This window comes from Bacillus sp. AP50, assembly GCF_040492675.1.
GTDB lineage: Bacteria > Bacillota > Bacilli > Bacillales > Bacillaceae_G > Bacillus_A > Bacillus_A cereus.
The window spans coordinates 14,027-29,389 of record NZ_JBEUTW010000007.1 but is presented as its reverse complement, the minus strand read 5'-3'; the positions used below and the strand labels follow the sequence as shown (position 1 = coordinate 29,389).

Below are 15,363 nucleotides of genomic sequence, written 5' to 3'. Positions count from 1 at the left end.
TTTTCAAAAAGAATAGAACATATTGAAGATAACATGTGAATGTTTCATAAATGTATCAAAAAAGTGAACAAAATTGCTATTGCAGAAGAAGCAGAAATGAAGTTTCTAATACGTAAGTACGTGAAAGGTATTATTTCCAGTAGATAAAATGCGCATGGGACACCTAATCATTATTTTATCGAGGGAAAAGAATATGTTATGAACTTGGTTGAATGAAAAAATGACAATTTTACTTTTAGAGTGAAGCTAAACAAAAACGCTATTTGAGTAGAAAATAAAAAGAGCACCATATAAGTGCTCTTTAGAAAGGTAAAAATGCCTATGAGTTTTTTACATTATATGTTCATGTTATGTAATTGTGAAAAAATAAATAAAAACTTCATTTTAGTAGAAAAGGAGACTGAGAAATGAACTTAAAGGAGTACGTCGTTTATAAAGGTGAATCATTGCTATGTATCGGAACTATACAGGAATGCGCTGATTATATGGGCGTACTTCCTGCAACAGTTCGTTTTTATACAAGACCAGCGTATCAAAGGAGAATAGCGAATCGGAAGAATGCTAGGAACTATATAACTGTTACGGAACTTGAGGAAGATTAGTATAAAAATTTCATTTTGTAGAAAAGGAGAATGGATATGAGGAAGGTTAAAGAGTTTACAGGAAAAGTCGGTGCGGAATTTATGAGTTTTCTTCTTGAAGACGATACATTGCACAGCGCTTATTATTCGCATGTTGAGGTTGTTATGGATAATGGCAAGAAAAAGATGTTGTGCATTAAAGATGATGCTGCATTAAAAGGTATAGCTGAAGGTCAAACAAGAGCAGAAGCTATTAAGAAAGCGAAATTGTTTTTAAAGAGACAGGAAGAAAAACAAAGAGCAGGTAGCAAAAGCTAACTGCTCGGTTCTCCAAGGGGGAACAAGGAGAAAGTAACTTAATGGGTTGTCTACAGTATTGACGGAATATTGAGTTTTATTCAGGGGAGGAATAGAAAATGAGTAAAGAAAAGCAATTAAAAGAGACGATTGAATCATGGTTAAATAGCGTGGATGTAGAAGACATAGAAAGTTTTCAATCGGTTGTTAGAGAAATTGAAGATGTTTTAAATATTTACATTGAAAATATGTAGGGGGTAGAGGGAAATGAAAGTAGTACAGTGGTTAGCCTTCATTTATTGGTCCATTACTGGAATTATGATGTTTTTCGGATATGAGCCAGCGCTAGGGTTACTAATAGCATCTTGTTTTATTTCAGCACTTTTCTTTCTTGATGGTGCTACAAGATAAATTCGAACAAAATAATCCTTTTAATAGAAAGTGAGGTTGCTAGTTGTTTAAACGTAAAAAGAAGACAGGACGTATTAATAGTAGAAAAACAGTCGTACAAGGAATTGAGTTTGATAGTAAAACAGAAGCAGAGTATTACCTAGTATTGAAGAGTAATCCTGAGGTTGTTGAGATCGAGCTGCAACCTCAGTACATGCTCCTTGAAGGGTTTTATATTACAACACGAGAGGGTAAGCGAAAGAAACGTAGGGACTGGAAATTCACAGCTGATTTCCTTGTTACTTATAAGGATGGAACGCAGGAAGTAATTGATGTTAAAGGATACGCTAACGATCGCTTTCCATATATGAAGAAGATGTTTGAATACCGATATAAACAGGAATTAGTAGTTGTTATGAAGGACAAGCAGAAAGGTTGGATAAGAAAATAAAGGGAGCTGAGTAGATGATTCTAAAATACAAAGGTACAAGGGAATTCATGCTGCACCGTAATGAGGAAGGATTTGGAGATAAACAACGTGTATGGAGTTTCGATGTATTTACGTACAAGGAGTTAATGGAACATTTGGATGATGGATGGAGAATTCACGATGAAGATAAACGTATAGCAGCGTTTTATAGGAAGACAACAGCTTAATGGATAACGGAACCATGCAGAGTAGATTGGTGGGGGCTACTTTACTAAGCATGTTTCCCTTATTCAACAAAGAGATAATAAAATTTCACGTACCTTACGTGATGTTAAAAAGACAAATTCAGAAATAGGGGGATTACAGATGGAGCAATTAGCATTCTTTCCAGAAATCGACGATAAGACGCAAAAGACAATTGAAAAAGAGGTAATAAAGGTACTGAAAGAGTATCGAGCTTTGAAAATCAGAATGGAGAACCAACAGGAAAACAGACTGGAAGGAATCAGCTTATTCCCTGAAATTAGAGATACAAGAAAAATAAGTGATATTAAGTTTAAACAAATAGATAAGGCGTTAACATATTGCTTAGATGAAGATGAGAGCGAGATCATCAAGAAAAAGTATCTAAGTAATAAGAGGTTAAAAGACGAGGTTATATATGAAGAAATCGGATTGTACAAGAATGCGTACTATGCTAAAAAGAGAACAGCATTGCGCTTAATTGCTACATCACTAGGGATGATTTAAAACAGAAAAGTGGGAGAAAAATAGGACAAAATTAGAGAGGTTTTTAGAGAACTTTGATAGTCAAATCAACGGTAAAGTTAGTATCAGAAGGGGAACACAATCCCTTCTGGTGCTAGCATTCCACCAGGAACGAATGCACTCGGGAATCTCCGTAAAGTGTTATTTAGCTGAAATGTAAGTAGGCGATAACACGATGCACTCGTTTGCGGGGAGGTTCACTGCGGGGCAAGGAGATAAGAGTTCTCCAAAATTTCTATTGTATTTATCAATCAACTCGGAATGCGTCCTCTGGGTTGATAATAAATATAAGTCTATTTCCCTCTAATATGTCGGTTCTTGAAAATGGAATGGGGGTGGTTGCTCATGATTGAGTGACACTTGCATTCTAAAAAGCTAAAAAGTATACGTATCTCGTACATTAGTAATTACTCACGATTCTTATTAATGACCAAAACGAGGGCAAAGAGTTCCACTCTTTGTTTGAGCCAATACAGCGGAAACATTCCCCTTCCGTACCTCTAGTGTATTGGTTCAAACAAGGCGTCGGAAGAAAGATATACGTCTTGGATATAAATCCTTTATAATTCGATATTGGTCAGCTAAGGACATCCAACAGCCGAAGTATTGACCGACTCTACGGAGTATAAACAAGAGAGTCCCTAGCTCTCTTTGAACCGATGACAGCTCTTACGCATGGAGCAAACTACTGAACGTCGTCGGTTGAAAGAGGTTATGGAAGTTCTTAGTCTTCTCCCAGCCACCGAACGTAAAGCGCGTAGCTAATAAGAGCTAAAAAATTACATGATGCGGTGGTTTGGAGAAGGTTGAGAGTACTCAACCTTGGACTAAGAGAAACTTTGCCATTTGTTTTCTCTCTTTTCTCTCATCCCCTTGAAAGCTGTCACTTCGGTGATGGCTTTTGTTATGTATAATGGAATAAGGAGAAATAGAAAGGGAGGATAAATTAATGAGAGAATTAACGATTAAACGTTTTTATGAGAAAAGTACAAATAAGCGAAAAGAAGAAATCAAAATTGATAATAATCTAATTAAAGAAACTTATGCTGAAGTATTTCGACCTTATAATATTAACGAAACAATAGATATTGAAGGCAATAAATACATTTTCGTTGAAGCAGAGCGTACCATTGATGGTTCTGAATTGTTAAAAGGGTTGGAATATGAAAGCTATATAGATAGTATCACGATAAAGCATCCATAACGGGTGCTTTTTTCTTTGTTATATAGAAATTACACATTAAACAATAATGCGGTGGCGGAATAGGTAGACGCTATAAGGTTATCGGTGTGTAGGGTGAGACCTAACTGAAATTCCTGTAACTTACCGAATCATGACGGTAAAACCGAGACATTGGAAGAGTAGTTACATTGTAAGGTGCAAATCCTTGCCCGCATATAAAATTGAACAAAATGGACATTTGGTTAGGAGGATAATAATGAGTGAACAAAAGAATGGATTGTCATTAAAGGTGGATGTTGATACAAAAGAAGCGAATGAAAATATTAAAGAATTAACTGCCGCAGCTAATGAGTGTGTAGAAGCGTTTGAAAGATTAGAAAAGATTATGGAGAAGTTTGGGAATAAACCTGTTCAGACATTTAACTTCAGTCCAGTAATTAAAACCACTACAGATGTAAATGAAATTACTAAAGCGATATGTAGGGGAACACGAATATAAATGATTAAACCAATAGCAATTATCGTAGGCGCTGCTGTGATCTGGGCAGCGTCTTGTTTGTTGTTAAGGAAAGATAAGGGGTGAGTAAATGTTATACGGAGAAAAGTTGCATAAAGAGATTTCGAAGTTTCTTGATGATGTCGAAAATGGTGCTGAAAGACGACCAGACTTAATCGGTCAAACTGGTACTATTACACGTAACATCGAAATAATTGACGCAACAGAAACTGAGCATGGTGTATCAGTACGTGTGAGTGATAATGTAGGCGAGGTATATTGGACAGATTTGAACGATGTTGAGTTGAATTAAGGAAAGATAAGCGCAAACGTGTTGCATCTAACAAAACAAACGAACACAACGAACGAAAATAGATAAAGTTAACAAGGTGAAGTTTATGCAAGAAATACGAAACGATGAGTGGTAGAAATGCTGTTAAATCAACGATGTATAAAATATGTATAACGGTATAAAACAAGAATCGCTCAACCATGCGTATTTCCCATGTTAATGACTGTCATATAATAACTATTATGTAAACTAAAACTGTTAGGTCTATTCATTTCCCTGTATAAATTAGTTTTCGTTATGGATTTTTAAAAATAAGATTCTTTCGAGGTGATTTTGTGGCGGCTATTCCAACAAAAATAATTTCTTGTCCGCATTGTGAAGGTACAGGAAGGGAATTGAATTACTTCGATCCACCTGTTACTGAGTATAGAAAACCAATGACTATTTTTGAAGTGGAACGGTCACCTAATGGTCGGGAGATATTGAACGACCAATGTCCTGCTTGTAACGGGACGAAAAGAATTGTGGTACCAACTAGATGAGTAGCTTAACTGCTATCATTTTTATTTTGTGTGAGGTGATTTCGTGCTGATCTATACAGTTATGATGTGGGACCATGCTGATACGGATATTATGTTAGCTACCGCAGACAGAGAAGAAGCGTTAAAAGAATTCGAATCGTGTGTAGCATTCTCGCTGCAGGTTTGGGAAAAAGGTGAAGTTCTAATTGAAATGATAAATAGTGAAGGTGAATATTTCGCTGATGGTGGATTAGAAAGATATCCAGAAAAAGGACAACAGTTATTTAATGAGATAGTAGAACAATTACAGTAGCAGATATGTTGCTTTTTATTTAATGACTTATCCTTAAAAGGAGAGTGGATAGAGTGAAGATATATTACGTTGGTGTTATGTCTACCGCGGAGTATGAAGAGCTAATTGTAACAGAAGATAAATACTTCTTAAAAAAAGAAAGCGCATTGAAACATAAAAAAGAATTAGAAGCAGATGAAGACGGTTGGATAAAAGAAGAACAAGGAATGGAAACTTTCTTTGAAGAGATTGATGTTATTGAAGATTAAACATAGCACCTGTAAATGGTGTTTTTTATTTTGGAGGAAAACCAATGAAAGTAGTTAGAGAACACAACGGTAAGTATTATCTAACAGAATATGATGAACCTCATGGATGGTATGCGGCAGAGATTAGCTATGAAGCATTTAAACTGCTTGAGCATCTGGACTCTTTAAATGATTTCTATAGTATTGATTGGATCAATGAGGAGGATGAGTAGATGATAAGACATTACTTAATCAATACATTAGTCAATTGGCGTGAAAGTTTACGGAAGAGTGAGATACAGAAAGCTTATAACGATATGAGATATATGGGAATGTCAAAACTAGAAATAAGAAGACTGATTAATTTATTTGGAAATATGGGATATAAGTGGTACGAATACAGACATCCGAAGTTATGCGAGTTATTAGGAAAATGATTGAAGTCAAATTTATAGAAGAGATTATCGTGAGGTGGGTGAATGGCAAAGGAATACGCAAAGAAATTCTATAAGTCAACAGCTTGGGAGAAGTGCAGAGAGTCATACATCGTTACAACATTAGATGGTATGTGTGAACATTGCAAAGAAGTACCAGGATATATCGTTGACCATATTGTTGAGATAACACCAGAGACTATAGACAATCCGGATATCACATTGAATCATGAGAACCTACAGTACTTATGCTTACCATGTCATAACACTAAGACGTTTGGTAAAGCTGTATTGATTAGAGAAGATGTAATGTTTGATGAGAACGGTGATTTGATTAGGAGGGATACGGAATGAAATTAGATTTATCTTTAAGGAGTATTAAGGAGTGTCTAAAATTAGCTGCTGAAAATGGAGAGAATGTTGTAACTAATCAACACCAAAGAGTGATTGGAAAGACGACAGCATTAATTGAATTTGCTATAGAGCATAAGTACATTGTAGTAGTTAATAGTGAAGCCATCGCTAACGGATTACGTTTTAAATTTAATTATGATTATATTATAGGCATCGACAGGATACATGCATTGAAGATAATAGATGGATGTAAAGAGGAAATTGTATTTGATGAATGTTGTAGTCAAGAACGTATAGTTCAACTGGTTAACTTAGGATTTAAAGTAGTTACAGGATTTATAAACGAGAAGAATGAAAAACGCAGAGAATATTACAATGCTTCTCAATGTTTAGCGTGTGGGTATAAAGGTAAGATATATCATCCATCTAAAGAAGAATATCAGGAGATAACTATTTGTCCTAAGTGCAGCGGTGCTTTTGTAGATATGTGGAAGTTAGGAAAGTACAAACAATCTAATAATACTAAAGAAGCTTTATTGCAAATTTCCCAATCAGATGTTGATGCTGTTCCTACTGTACTTTACAAAGGTGAGCAGATTAAAGGTAAAGTAAGGGTTAGCTTTGATTGGAAGACGGATGGTCATCATCATAAGTCAGGTCCTTATATTCATATTGAACACGTAGAAGACAGCGCAAAGTGTATTAACACAAAGATCATAAAACACAATTATCCTATCGTTGAAGAAGCGCTATCTAATTACTCAACGGAGGAATTGATTAAAGCTTTAAGACTAAAGGAAGATGTTCAAATTACTGATACGAGAGAAGATACATACGAAGTAAGTATGGACTTAATGAAAGTAAAGAAACATGTATTAGTGATTAACAACTGTAATCCTCAATTAGTAGAACGTCAAAGAAGAGCTTTAGAAGTCGACATGATTAGATTTGCTGGCAGTTGTGAATGAATACATTCTTTATGATGTAATCGGTGTACATGAAGCAGCTTCTATTCTTAGAGTGTCATCTGGTCATGTTAAGAATCTGTGTGCCGCAGGAAAGATTGTAGCAAAGAAGATTGGTAAGACATGGGTGATTGATAGATCGAAATTAAAAGGAGTGATGACTAATGTGCAATAGATGTATGGAAAATATAAAAGAAATTGAAAAACATAAAGGCAGCACACGTGAACTAATCATTGAACATATTAAAAAGATTGATGAAGCAGAAAACAATTTAAAAAGTGCAGATGTATTTTGTTCTTTAATGCAGGCAAAATCAACAGCCTTATTGGCACTATCTCTTACTCCCCCCTATAAAAAATAAACCAAAGGTCTATAGGGGGACCGAGAGGGGAGCTTCGTGTAACACACAGGTCATTTCGTGTGACCCCCCTACCCCAATACAAATGAAGTGAGGTGTTATTGATGGCGATAAAGAAAGAATTAACAAAAGAAGAACGAGTTAAGAAGGAAGTAAACAGACTTAAACGGATTTATAAAGAGATGCCAAAAGATACCCTCTTGGTTGTGGAGGGGTTAATTGTTGAAGCTGCAGACTTGCGTGTACGATTAGAAGATATTCGCAAAGATCTTGATGAGAATGGGTATGATGAAATGTTCTCGCAATCAGAGAATCAAGATCCATATGAGAGAGAACGTCCACAAGCCCGACGTTATATATCGATGAATAAAAATTATCAATCTATCATGAAACAACTCGGCGATTATGTTCCTAAGATTCCACCAGAACCTAAAAAGAAAGATGATGGATTTGAATCATTCGTGAATAAACGTGATTGAATATCCTTTATCTTATAATCCGATTCTAGAATACTGGTACAAAATAAAAAATAGACAAGAAATAGTATCGGATAAAGTTAGGCGAGTTTATAAGAAGCTCGTTACTGATATAGGAAGTACCAAAAGCGAATGGGAATATAACGCTAACCGAGCGAATCATGCTATAGAATTTGTTGAGAATTTTTGCAAACATAGTAAAGGTAAAATGGGTGGAAAACCATTTTTATTAGAGCTATGGCAAAAAGCTATGACGGCCGCTTTATTTGGTTTTGTTCATAAAATAGATGGTATAAGAAAATACCGTGAGTTTATGTTAATTGTTGCCCGGAAAAATGGTAAATCAGCTTGGGGTTCTGCAATCGCTCTTTATTTAATGGTTGCTGATAATGAACCAGGACCCGAAATCGTATCGGCAGCAACTAAAAAAGATCAGGCTAAGATTATTTGGTCTGAAGCAAAGAGAATGGTGAAAAAATCGCCAATCCTTTCTAAAAGAATTCGTACGTTAGTAGCTGAAATGATTTCAGATTTTAACGATGGTTCTTTCAAACCCCTTTCAAGTGATTCAAATACACTTGATGGACTTAACGTGCATTGTTCATTAATAGATGAACTACATGCTATTGAGGACAAGAATCTTTATGACGTTATTGTTGATGGTATGACGGCCCGTGAACAGCCAATATCAATAATTACAACAACTGCTGGTACGGTTCGTGAAGGAATTTTTGATATCAAATATGAAGAAGCTGAACGTATTATCAATGGTTACGATGATCCAGATGGTTATAAAGATGAACGAGTTCTTCCTATTATTTATGAATTGGATAAACGTGAAGAGTGGACAGAAGAGTCTTGCTGGAAAAAAGCGAATCCAGGATTAGGTACAATCAAAAACTTAGACCAATTAAGAAGCAAAGTTGAAAAAGCAAAAGCAAATGCTATGCTTGTTAAGAACTTACTTACAAAAGATTTTAATATTAGAGAAACGTCAACAGAAGCATGGTTAACATTTGAACAATTAAATAACACTGCAATATTTGATATTGCAGAATTAAAACCTTCCTATGGTATTGGTGGTTGCGATTTATCTTCGACAACCGACTTAACTGCAGCGAAGGTTATTTTTATGCTTCCAGATGACAAAAACATATATGTAAAGCAAATGTACTGGTTACCTGAAGATTTATTAGAGCAAAGAAGTAAGGAAGATAAAATCCCTTATGATTTGTGGTATGAACAAGACCTTTTAAGAACTACTCCAGGGAATTCTGTTCATTATAAGTACGTTACAGAATGGTTCTTAGAAATTAGAGATGAATACGGCATTTATCTCCCTTGGATTGGTTACGATAGATGGTCAGCTAAGTATTGGGTTGAAGAAATGGAAGGCTATTTTGGTAAAGAAGCAATGGTTCCTGTTGCACAAGGTAAGCAAACACTTTCAAGTCCAATGAAATTATTAGGAGCTGACTTAGAATCAAAATTAGTTAATTATAACAATAATCCAATTGATAAATGGTGTCTTTCAAATACAGCAATTGATATTGATAAGAACTTAAATATACAACCAAATAAGACAAAGAACCAACGACGCCGTATCGATGGAACGGCAGCGCTTTTAAACGCATATGTAATCCTTCAAGAGAAGAGAAATGATTATCTCAACATGATTTAAGAAGGAGGTGAGAAATTGGGATTATTCGATAAGATATTCGGGAAGAAACAAGCCCCTACAACAACTCGTTTTGAAATGATAAACGACAATGGCGGAGGATTTTTCTCGTGGCATGGCGATATTTATCAAAGTGATATTATACGAGCCTGTATTCGACCTAAAGCGAAAGCTGTTGGAAAACTTATTGCGAAACATATTCGTGATAATGGTAATGAATTTAAAATTAATCCAGAACCATATATAAGATTCATATTGGAAGAGCCTAATCCTTTAATGACAGGACAAATGTTTCAAGAAAAAATGGCTATTCAATTAGAGTTGAATCATAATGCTTTCGCCTATATTAAGCGTGATGATTATGGTTATGCTACCGAGATATATCCTATCCCTTGCACAACGGTAGAAGTTGTTGAAGGAACATATGGAGATATCTTTTTGAAGTTCTACTTTAAGAATGGTAAGCAAATGACTATACCGTATGCTGATGTGATTCATTTACGTAAGGATTTTAATGATAATGACTTTTTCGGAGAACATCCAGGCAATGCATTATCACAGTTGATGGAGATTGTTACGACCACTGATCAAGGTATTGTCAAAGCGATTAAAAATAGCGCTGTAGTAAAATGGATTCTTAAATTTAAATCAGTATTAAAGCAGGAAGATATTGATAATCAAGTTAAGAATTTCGTTAATAATTATTTAAATATCGCTAATGATGGTGGAGCAGCTTCTTCTGACCCTCGTTATGATTTAGAGCAAGTTAAACCGGAAGCATTTGTTCCAGATTCAAAGCAAATGCAAGAAACTGTACAGCGTATTTATAATTTCTTCAATACAAACGATAAGATAATACAAAGTAAATACAATGAGGACGAGTGGAATGCCTATTATGAATCAGAAATAGAACCATTCGCAATGCAGCTTGCTGGAGAATACACCAGGAAGCTTTTTTCACGTAAAGAAAGAGGGTTCGGAAACAAAATCATCTTTGAATCTTCTTCTCTTCAATACGCTTCGATGAATACCAAAATGAATCTAGTTCAAATGGTAGACAGAGGCTCATTAACACCGAACGAATGGAGAGCGATTCTATCGCTTGGTCCAATTGAAGGTGGCGATAAACCTATTAGAAGGCTGGATACAGCTTTAGTTAAAGAAGGAAAAGTTACTGATGAAGGAGGTGATAATAATGAACCAAACGGAAAAGAGGGAGCTACTGAGTAGTAACCTAGAAATAAGAGAAGTTGAAGGCGGTCTTCGAACAATTGTCGGATATGCAGTTAAATGGGAAATGAAGTCTGTGACAATGGGTTACTGGAGACGATTTAAAGAACAGTTTAAACGCGGAGCTTTTACAGATTCTTTAACACAAGATGATCAATTAGCGTTATGGAGCCATGATTATTCTCAAGTTTTAGGTAGAACTAAGAATGGGACTCTACGATTGTTTGAAGATGAAATAGGGCTTCGATTCGAATTAGATTTGGCTGATACAACGTTAGGTGATGATACGTATAAAACGATTAAACGCGGTGATGTCGACGGCGTTTCTTTTGGCTTCCAAATGGTAAAAGAAGAATGGGATGAATCCGATCCAGATAACATTGTGCGAAGTGTTACAAAGGCGAAATTAGTTGAAATTAGCCCTGTTGCCTTCCCGGCTTATCCGGATTCTCAAGTCTCAGCCAGAAGTCATGATCCATATAAACAATTTGTAGACGAACGTAATCAAAAAGACTTACGGAAAAAACTAATTTTAAAAACTTACTTATAAGGGAGAGATTTATTTGAAAACATTACAAGAAATTTTAGCTAGAAAAGCAGAAATTCGTACTTTACTACAAGGTGATCAAGAAGTGGATTTAGCAGCATTGGATACTGAATTACGTGAACTTGATGAAACACAAAAACAAATTGAAACTCGTCAACGTTTGCTGAAAGAAGCTGAGGTTATTAACAACAACGCTGAACCAGAAACGCGTACAGTAGTTGAAAAGTTTAACAATGAGCCACCTCAACCAGATGTAGAGTTAGAAGCATCAGAAAAACGTGGACAAGCATTGATGGAAAATCGTGCTGTTACTGTAGGAAGTGGAAATGTAGTATTACCGAAACATAGTGCTTCAGATATTCGACCTACTTTTAATGAAGTTTCTACACTGATTGATCGCGTATTAACAAAAACACTAAAAGGCGGAGAGAGCTACCAACAACCATACATTAAGAATTATGGTGAAGGGGATTATTCAACTGAAAGTGGCGATTATACTACGGCTGACACTCAGTTTGGATATGCTGACATTACAAAAGCTAAAATCACTGCTTATTCGGAAGATACTGAAGAACTTCAAAAGTTACCAGCGGCTGATTATGATTCTGAAGTAATGAAAGGTATTACTGTTGCAACTCGTAAGAAGATCACTCGTGAAATTTTAATTGGAACAGGTGCGACTAATCGTCTGGTTGGTATCTTCTCAGCAGCAGCAACAGCAATCGATGCAGCGACAGACTTAGAAATTTCAAAAATTGATGCTTCTACATTAGACGATATCATCTATAGCTACGGTGGCGATGAAGATGTTGAAGATGCAGCGGTATTAATCTTAAATAAAAAGGATTTAAAAGCATTCGCTAAACTTCGTACTTCTGATGGTAAAAAAGTGTACAACGTTGTTTCTCATGGAAATTCAGGAACAATTGATGGTGTACCGTTTATTATCAATAGTGCATGTAAAGCAGTATCTGATGCAGCAACAACAGCTGGTCAATTCAATATGGCTTATGGTCCATTATCAAACTACCAACTTACTATCTTCTCTGATATGGATGTACAACGTTCGACTGACTTCAAATTTAAGCAAGGTATGATTGCTCATAGAGGTTCAGTGTTTGCGGGTGGTAACGTAATCTCTAAAAATGGATTCTTACGTGTTAAGAAAGCGGCTACTGTTTAATAGCCGCTTTTTCATTTGAAATAAGGAGGTATTTTTATGTCTGAAAAGAAAACGCAAGAATTTAAAGTAATTACAGCTTTCCGCGATAAGTTCTCTTATGTACATTATAGTGTCGGAGAATCATATAAAACAGATGATCAAGAAAGAGTAGAATTCCTACAAAAAGAAGGGTTCTTAGAAACTGAACCGATTGGTGATTATAAACCTGTTGTTCCTGAAATCGTTCATGTTGGCGGAGGGTATTATGAACTTCCTAATGGAGAAAAAGTTAAAGGAAAAGAAGCAGCGCTGAAAGCATTAGAAGAACTTGAACCAGTTGGTGAATAATCATGATGCTTGAAGTAGTAAAGAAGGCATTGCGTGTCTCGCATAATGCTCTTGATGACGAAATTGATGATTTAATCGAAGCGGCCCGAACTGATTTAAAGTTATCTGGCGTTTCTGGTTTCAAATCAAATGATGATACAGATCCATTAATTAAACGAGCGATAATCATGTATGCAAAAGCTAATTTTATCGCTGATGTTAAGGAAGCTGAGCGATTTCAACTATCTTATAACATGCTTAAGAATCATCTTACTTTAGCGGGTGATTATAAATGAACGATATTCTACAATTCCCAATAGTTACAGTCATTGAAGATGATTTAGGACAAAAAGAGGAAGTAAGAACGTTTAATAGACAAGTATTTTGTAAAAAGAAATCTGTCCCTCAATCAGAATTCTTCCAAGCGGGTCAAAGTGACATTAAAGCGAGTTGTGCTTTAATCGTCCACGTTTTGGATTATCAAGATGAACGTGAAGTGAAGTACCGCGAAAAAGAATATAACATATACCGCACATACGAACGCGAAGATGAAAAAATCGAATTGTACTGTGAGGTGGTAGCTGGTGGCGAGTATTGATAGTCTAGCAAATGATATTGCTAGAGAACTACAAATGTATGGAAAAGAAGTAGAGGAAAAGTTAGAAGTTGAAAAAGAAGCAGTTGCAAATAATCTAGTGAGTGATTTGAAAGAAAACAGTCCTAAAAATACAGGTAAGTATGCGAAGGGATGGCGTAAGAAGAAGGAAGGCAATGGTTTTATTGTCCATAACGCATTAAAGCCTCAGCTTACACACTTATTAGAAAAGGGCCATGCACAGGTAAATGGTGGGCGTATTCCAGCTAAAGTTCATATCGCTCCTGCTGAAGAAAAAGCAGTAAATGATTTTTCCGAGCGAGTTGAAAGGGCGATTCAACAATGACCTTAGGTGAATTAAAGAAGATTCTAGATGCTACAGGATATCCTGTGGCTTATTCGCATTTCACGGCTACTATAGTCAATCCCGTACCTAAACCGCCTTTTATTTGCTATCTTGTGACTGGTTCGCCGAACATGATTGCTGACAACAAGGTGCATTTAAAAATAAGCGATGTAAATATTGAGCTTTACACAGCTAAAAAAGACTTGGTTGCAGAAGCCAAACTTGAACAAGTATTAGATGACAATGAGATCCCTTATGAGTCATCTGAGATTTATATAGATTCCGAGAAATTATTTCAAAAAATATATGAAACGAGGTTGATATGAATGGAAAATAAAGTTATTTTCGGTCTGAAGAAAGTACATTATAGCGTGATTACTGAAGATGCATCAGGAAAAATCACATATGGAACGCCAGCTAAATTACCGGGTGCTGTTGAAATGAAATTGGAACCAAAAGGTGAACAATCAGACTTTTATGCTGATGACATGAACTATTATGCAGAATCAAGTAATCAGGGGTATGAAGGCACCTTAAATATCGCTAAACTCACAGAAGCTTTTCGAACTGACGTGTTAGGAGAAGTTCTAGATGAAACTGACAAGGTTATTTCAGAAGTTTCAAATGCAAAAATCAAAAGAATTGCTTTAATGTTTGAATTTGATGGGGATGTAAAAGCAACACGTTATGTATTGTATAACGTATCTGTTTCACGTCCAGGTTTTGGTTCTTCCACAAAAAGCGATAAAACAGAGCCAACTACAACAGAATTAAAGTTCGTTGCATCACAGCACCCAGAAACATTCAAATTTAAAGATGCGACAACTGCTGCTACACCGGCTGGTATTTATGATGCATGGTATACAAAAGTATACGAGAAAGTCGTGGGGGCGTAACTAGATGGAAAAAACAATTGTAATCGATGAAAAATCAGTTCTTTTGAAAAGTACCGCTGGAACAGCTATCCGTTATAAGTCTCAATTTAGACGTGATATGTTTGCAGATATCCTTAGTTTAGGAGTACTTTCTTCATATATTTCAACTGATGGCGACCAAAATAACATTGACCTTTCACAGGTTGATTTAAGTAAATTAGATTTCGAAGTTATTTATAACTTGGTATGGGCATTTGCTAAAACAGCAAATAAGGAAGTCCAAGATCCGTTAACGTGGCTGGATACATTCGGAGAATTTCCGATTACTGAAATTATTACCGAAATTCAAGACTTAATTAAAAGTACGGTTCAATCAAAAAAAAAATAACTGAAGATGAACAAGGGCAAGGGCGTAACGATGGAAAAGGTAGTTTTTCTGTCGATACATTCCTTGCTCTTTGTTATTCATGCAAACTCTCAAAAGAAGATTTAGAAGATATGACAATAGGTGATTGCT

At 35.7% G+C, this 15,363-nt stretch carries 30 protein-coding genes and 1 pseudogene; all 31 read left to right on the top strand.

What is annotated here, in order from left to right; translation table 11 throughout:
* Nucleotides 1–407: 407 nt before the first annotated feature.
* The 31 genes and pseudogenes from ABWK52_RS00980 (at nucleotide 408) to ABWK52_RS00830 (ending at nucleotide 15,234) form a co-directional block, all read left to right on the top strand.
* Nucleotides 408–602 carry a hypothetical protein gene (locus tag ABWK52_RS00980; protein ID WP_061113334.1) on the top strand — a complete coding sequence of 65 codons (195 nt, stop codon included), beginning with the start codon at nucleotides 408–410 and terminating at the stop codon, nucleotides 600–602.
* 30 nt (nucleotides 603–632) lie between these two features.
* Nucleotides 633–899 (top strand): hypothetical protein, encoded by a 267-nt coding sequence (locus tag ABWK52_RS00975; RefSeq protein WP_098368301.1) that lies wholly within the window; start codon nucleotides 633–635, stop codon nucleotides 897–899.
* A gap of 98 nt (nucleotides 900–997) precedes the next feature.
* A complete protein-coding gene (locus tag ABWK52_RS00970) occupies nucleotides 998–1,132 on the top strand; it encodes a hypothetical protein (protein WP_255849804.1) in 135 nt (44 codons plus the stop codon).
* 13 nt (nucleotides 1,133–1,145) lie between these two features.
* Nucleotides 1,146–1,289, top strand: a complete 144-nt coding sequence (locus ABWK52_RS00965; protein ID WP_158236268.1) for a hypothetical protein — start codon at nucleotides 1,146–1,148, stop codon at nucleotides 1,287–1,289.
* Nucleotides 1,290–1,332: 43 nt separating this feature from the next.
* Nucleotides 1,333–1,719, top strand: coding sequence for a DUF1064 domain-containing protein (locus ABWK52_RS00960; RefSeq protein ID WP_353771833.1), 387 nt, complete (start codon nucleotides 1,333–1,335; stop codon nucleotides 1,717–1,719).
* A gap of 14 nt (nucleotides 1,720–1,733) precedes the next feature.
* Nucleotides 1,734–1,925 carry a hypothetical protein gene (locus tag ABWK52_RS00955; RefSeq protein ID WP_353771832.1) on the top strand — a complete coding sequence of 64 codons (192 nt, stop codon included), beginning with the start codon at nucleotides 1,734–1,736 and terminating at the stop codon, nucleotides 1,923–1,925.
* Nucleotides 1,926–2,064: 139 nt separating this feature from the next.
* Entirely contained in the window at nucleotides 2,065–2,448 is a 384-nt protein-coding gene (locus ABWK52_RS00950; RefSeq protein WP_025921806.1) for an ArpU family phage packaging/lysis transcriptional regulator, read from the top strand.
* A 967-nt stretch (nucleotides 2,449–3,415) separates the two neighbouring features.
* A complete protein-coding gene (locus ABWK52_RS00945) occupies nucleotides 3,416–3,670 on the top strand; it encodes a hypothetical protein (protein ID WP_353771831.1) in 255 nt (84 codons plus the stop codon).
* 235 nt (nucleotides 3,671–3,905) lie between these two features.
* The gene (locus tag ABWK52_RS00940; RefSeq protein WP_353771830.1) at nucleotides 3,906–4,148 is read left to right on the top strand and encodes a hypothetical protein; all 243 of its coding nucleotides are present in this window, start codon (nucleotides 3,906–3,908) and stop codon (nucleotides 4,146–4,148) included.
* Nucleotides 4,149–4,236: 88 nt separating this feature from the next.
* Nucleotides 4,237–4,458: a hypothetical protein gene (locus tag ABWK52_RS00935; protein WP_335390784.1), complete on the top strand. Its 222-nt coding sequence runs from the start codon at nucleotides 4,237–4,239 to the stop codon at nucleotides 4,456–4,458.
* Nucleotides 4,459–4,772: 314 nt separating this feature from the next.
* Nucleotides 4,773–4,979 (top strand): hypothetical protein, encoded by a 207-nt coding sequence (locus ABWK52_RS00930; protein WP_353771829.1) that lies wholly within the window; start codon nucleotides 4,773–4,775, stop codon nucleotides 4,977–4,979.
* Nucleotides 4,980–5,022: 43 nt separating this feature from the next.
* Nucleotides 5,023–5,271: a hypothetical protein gene (locus ABWK52_RS00925; RefSeq protein WP_033695369.1), complete on the top strand. Its 249-nt coding sequence runs from the start codon at nucleotides 5,023–5,025 to the stop codon at nucleotides 5,269–5,271.
* Between the two features lie 53 nt (nucleotides 5,272–5,324).
* Entirely contained in the window at nucleotides 5,325–5,519 is a 195-nt protein-coding gene (locus tag ABWK52_RS00920) for a hypothetical protein (protein ID WP_098021109.1), read from the top strand.
* Between the two features lie 44 nt (nucleotides 5,520–5,563).
* Nucleotides 5,564–5,731: a hypothetical protein gene (locus ABWK52_RS00915; RefSeq protein WP_179863430.1), complete on the top strand. Its 168-nt coding sequence runs from the start codon at nucleotides 5,564–5,566 to the stop codon at nucleotides 5,729–5,731.
* Complete coding sequence (locus ABWK52_RS00910; protein WP_098021108.1) at nucleotides 5,732–5,935, top strand: hypothetical protein; 204 nt, start codon at nucleotides 5,732–5,734, stop codon at nucleotides 5,933–5,935. It begins immediately after the preceding gene.
* Nucleotides 5,936–5,977: 42 nt separating this feature from the next.
* Nucleotides 5,978–6,286, top strand: a complete 309-nt coding sequence (locus tag ABWK52_RS00905) for an HNH endonuclease signature motif containing protein (protein WP_353771828.1) — start codon at nucleotides 5,978–5,980, stop codon at nucleotides 6,284–6,286.
* Nucleotides 6,287–6,624: 338 nt separating this feature from the next.
* Nucleotides 6,625–7,038: pseudogene (locus ABWK52_RS00900) on the top strand (hypothetical protein); the annotation flags it as partial.
* 196 nt (nucleotides 7,039–7,234) lie between these two features.
* Complete coding sequence (locus tag ABWK52_RS00895) at nucleotides 7,235–7,426, top strand: helix-turn-helix domain-containing protein (protein ID WP_438825461.1); 192 nt, start codon at nucleotides 7,235–7,237, stop codon at nucleotides 7,424–7,426.
* The gene (locus ABWK52_RS00890) at nucleotides 7,416–7,613 is read left to right on the top strand and encodes a hypothetical protein (protein ID WP_353771827.1); all 198 of its coding nucleotides are present in this window, start codon (nucleotides 7,416–7,418) and stop codon (nucleotides 7,611–7,613) included. The genes ABWK52_RS00895 and ABWK52_RS00890 overlap by 11 nt, the downstream gene beginning before the upstream one ends.
* A 101-nt stretch (nucleotides 7,614–7,714) precedes the next feature.
* On the top strand, nucleotides 7,715–8,089 hold the full coding sequence (locus ABWK52_RS00885; protein ID WP_047387612.1) for a hypothetical protein: 375 nt from the start codon (nucleotides 7,715–7,717) through the stop codon (nucleotides 8,087–8,089).
* Nucleotides 8,082–9,767, top strand: coding sequence for a terminase large subunit (locus ABWK52_RS00880; RefSeq protein WP_240383987.1), 1,686 nt, complete (start codon nucleotides 8,082–8,084; stop codon nucleotides 9,765–9,767). Before ABWK52_RS00885 ends, ABWK52_RS00880 begins: the two co-directional genes overlap by 8 nt.
* 15 nt (nucleotides 9,768–9,782) lie before the next feature.
* Entirely contained in the window at nucleotides 9,783–10,994 is a 1,212-nt protein-coding gene (locus tag ABWK52_RS00875; RefSeq protein ID WP_353771826.1) for a phage portal protein, read from the top strand.
* Entirely contained in the window at nucleotides 10,960–11,544 is a 585-nt protein-coding gene (locus ABWK52_RS00870) for an HK97 family phage prohead protease (RefSeq protein ID WP_025921818.1), read from the top strand. The genes ABWK52_RS00875 and ABWK52_RS00870 overlap by 35 nt, the downstream gene beginning before the upstream one ends.
* A gap of 13 nt (nucleotides 11,545–11,557) precedes the next feature.
* A complete protein-coding gene (locus tag ABWK52_RS00865) occupies nucleotides 11,558–12,724 on the top strand; it encodes a phage major capsid protein (RefSeq protein WP_353771825.1) in 1,167 nt (388 codons plus the stop codon).
* Between the two features lie 36 nt (nucleotides 12,725–12,760).
* Nucleotides 12,761–13,051 carry a hypothetical protein gene (locus tag ABWK52_RS00860; protein WP_240383991.1) on the top strand — a complete coding sequence of 97 codons (291 nt, stop codon included), beginning with the start codon at nucleotides 12,761–12,763 and terminating at the stop codon, nucleotides 13,049–13,051.
* A 2-nt stretch (nucleotides 13,052–13,053) separates the two neighbouring features.
* Entirely contained in the window at nucleotides 13,054–13,326 is a 273-nt protein-coding gene (locus ABWK52_RS00855) for a head-tail connector protein (RefSeq protein ID WP_142408603.1), read from the top strand.
* Nucleotides 13,323–13,628, top strand: a complete 306-nt coding sequence (locus tag ABWK52_RS00850; RefSeq protein WP_240383992.1) for a phage head closure protein — start codon at nucleotides 13,323–13,325, stop codon at nucleotides 13,626–13,628. Before ABWK52_RS00855 ends, ABWK52_RS00850 begins: the two co-directional genes overlap by 4 nt.
* Nucleotides 13,615–13,971: an HK97 gp10 family phage protein gene (locus ABWK52_RS00845; RefSeq protein WP_240383993.1), complete on the top strand. Its 357-nt coding sequence runs from the start codon at nucleotides 13,615–13,617 to the stop codon at nucleotides 13,969–13,971. The genes ABWK52_RS00850 and ABWK52_RS00845 overlap by 14 nt, the downstream gene beginning before the upstream one ends.
* Nucleotides 13,968–14,297 (top strand): hypothetical protein, encoded by a 330-nt coding sequence (locus ABWK52_RS00840; protein ID WP_070179840.1) that lies wholly within the window; start codon nucleotides 13,968–13,970, stop codon nucleotides 14,295–14,297. The genes ABWK52_RS00845 and ABWK52_RS00840 overlap by 4 nt, the downstream gene beginning before the upstream one ends.
* The gene (locus tag ABWK52_RS00835; RefSeq protein ID WP_061686863.1) at nucleotides 14,298–14,867 is read left to right on the top strand and encodes a major tail protein; all 570 of its coding nucleotides are present in this window, start codon (nucleotides 14,298–14,300) and stop codon (nucleotides 14,865–14,867) included.
* Nucleotides 14,868–14,871: 4 nt separating this feature from the next.
* Complete coding sequence (locus ABWK52_RS00830; protein WP_240383994.1) at nucleotides 14,872–15,234, top strand: hypothetical protein; 363 nt, start codon at nucleotides 14,872–14,874, stop codon at nucleotides 15,232–15,234.
* The last annotated feature ends 129 nt before the right edge of the window (nucleotides 15,235–15,363 follow it).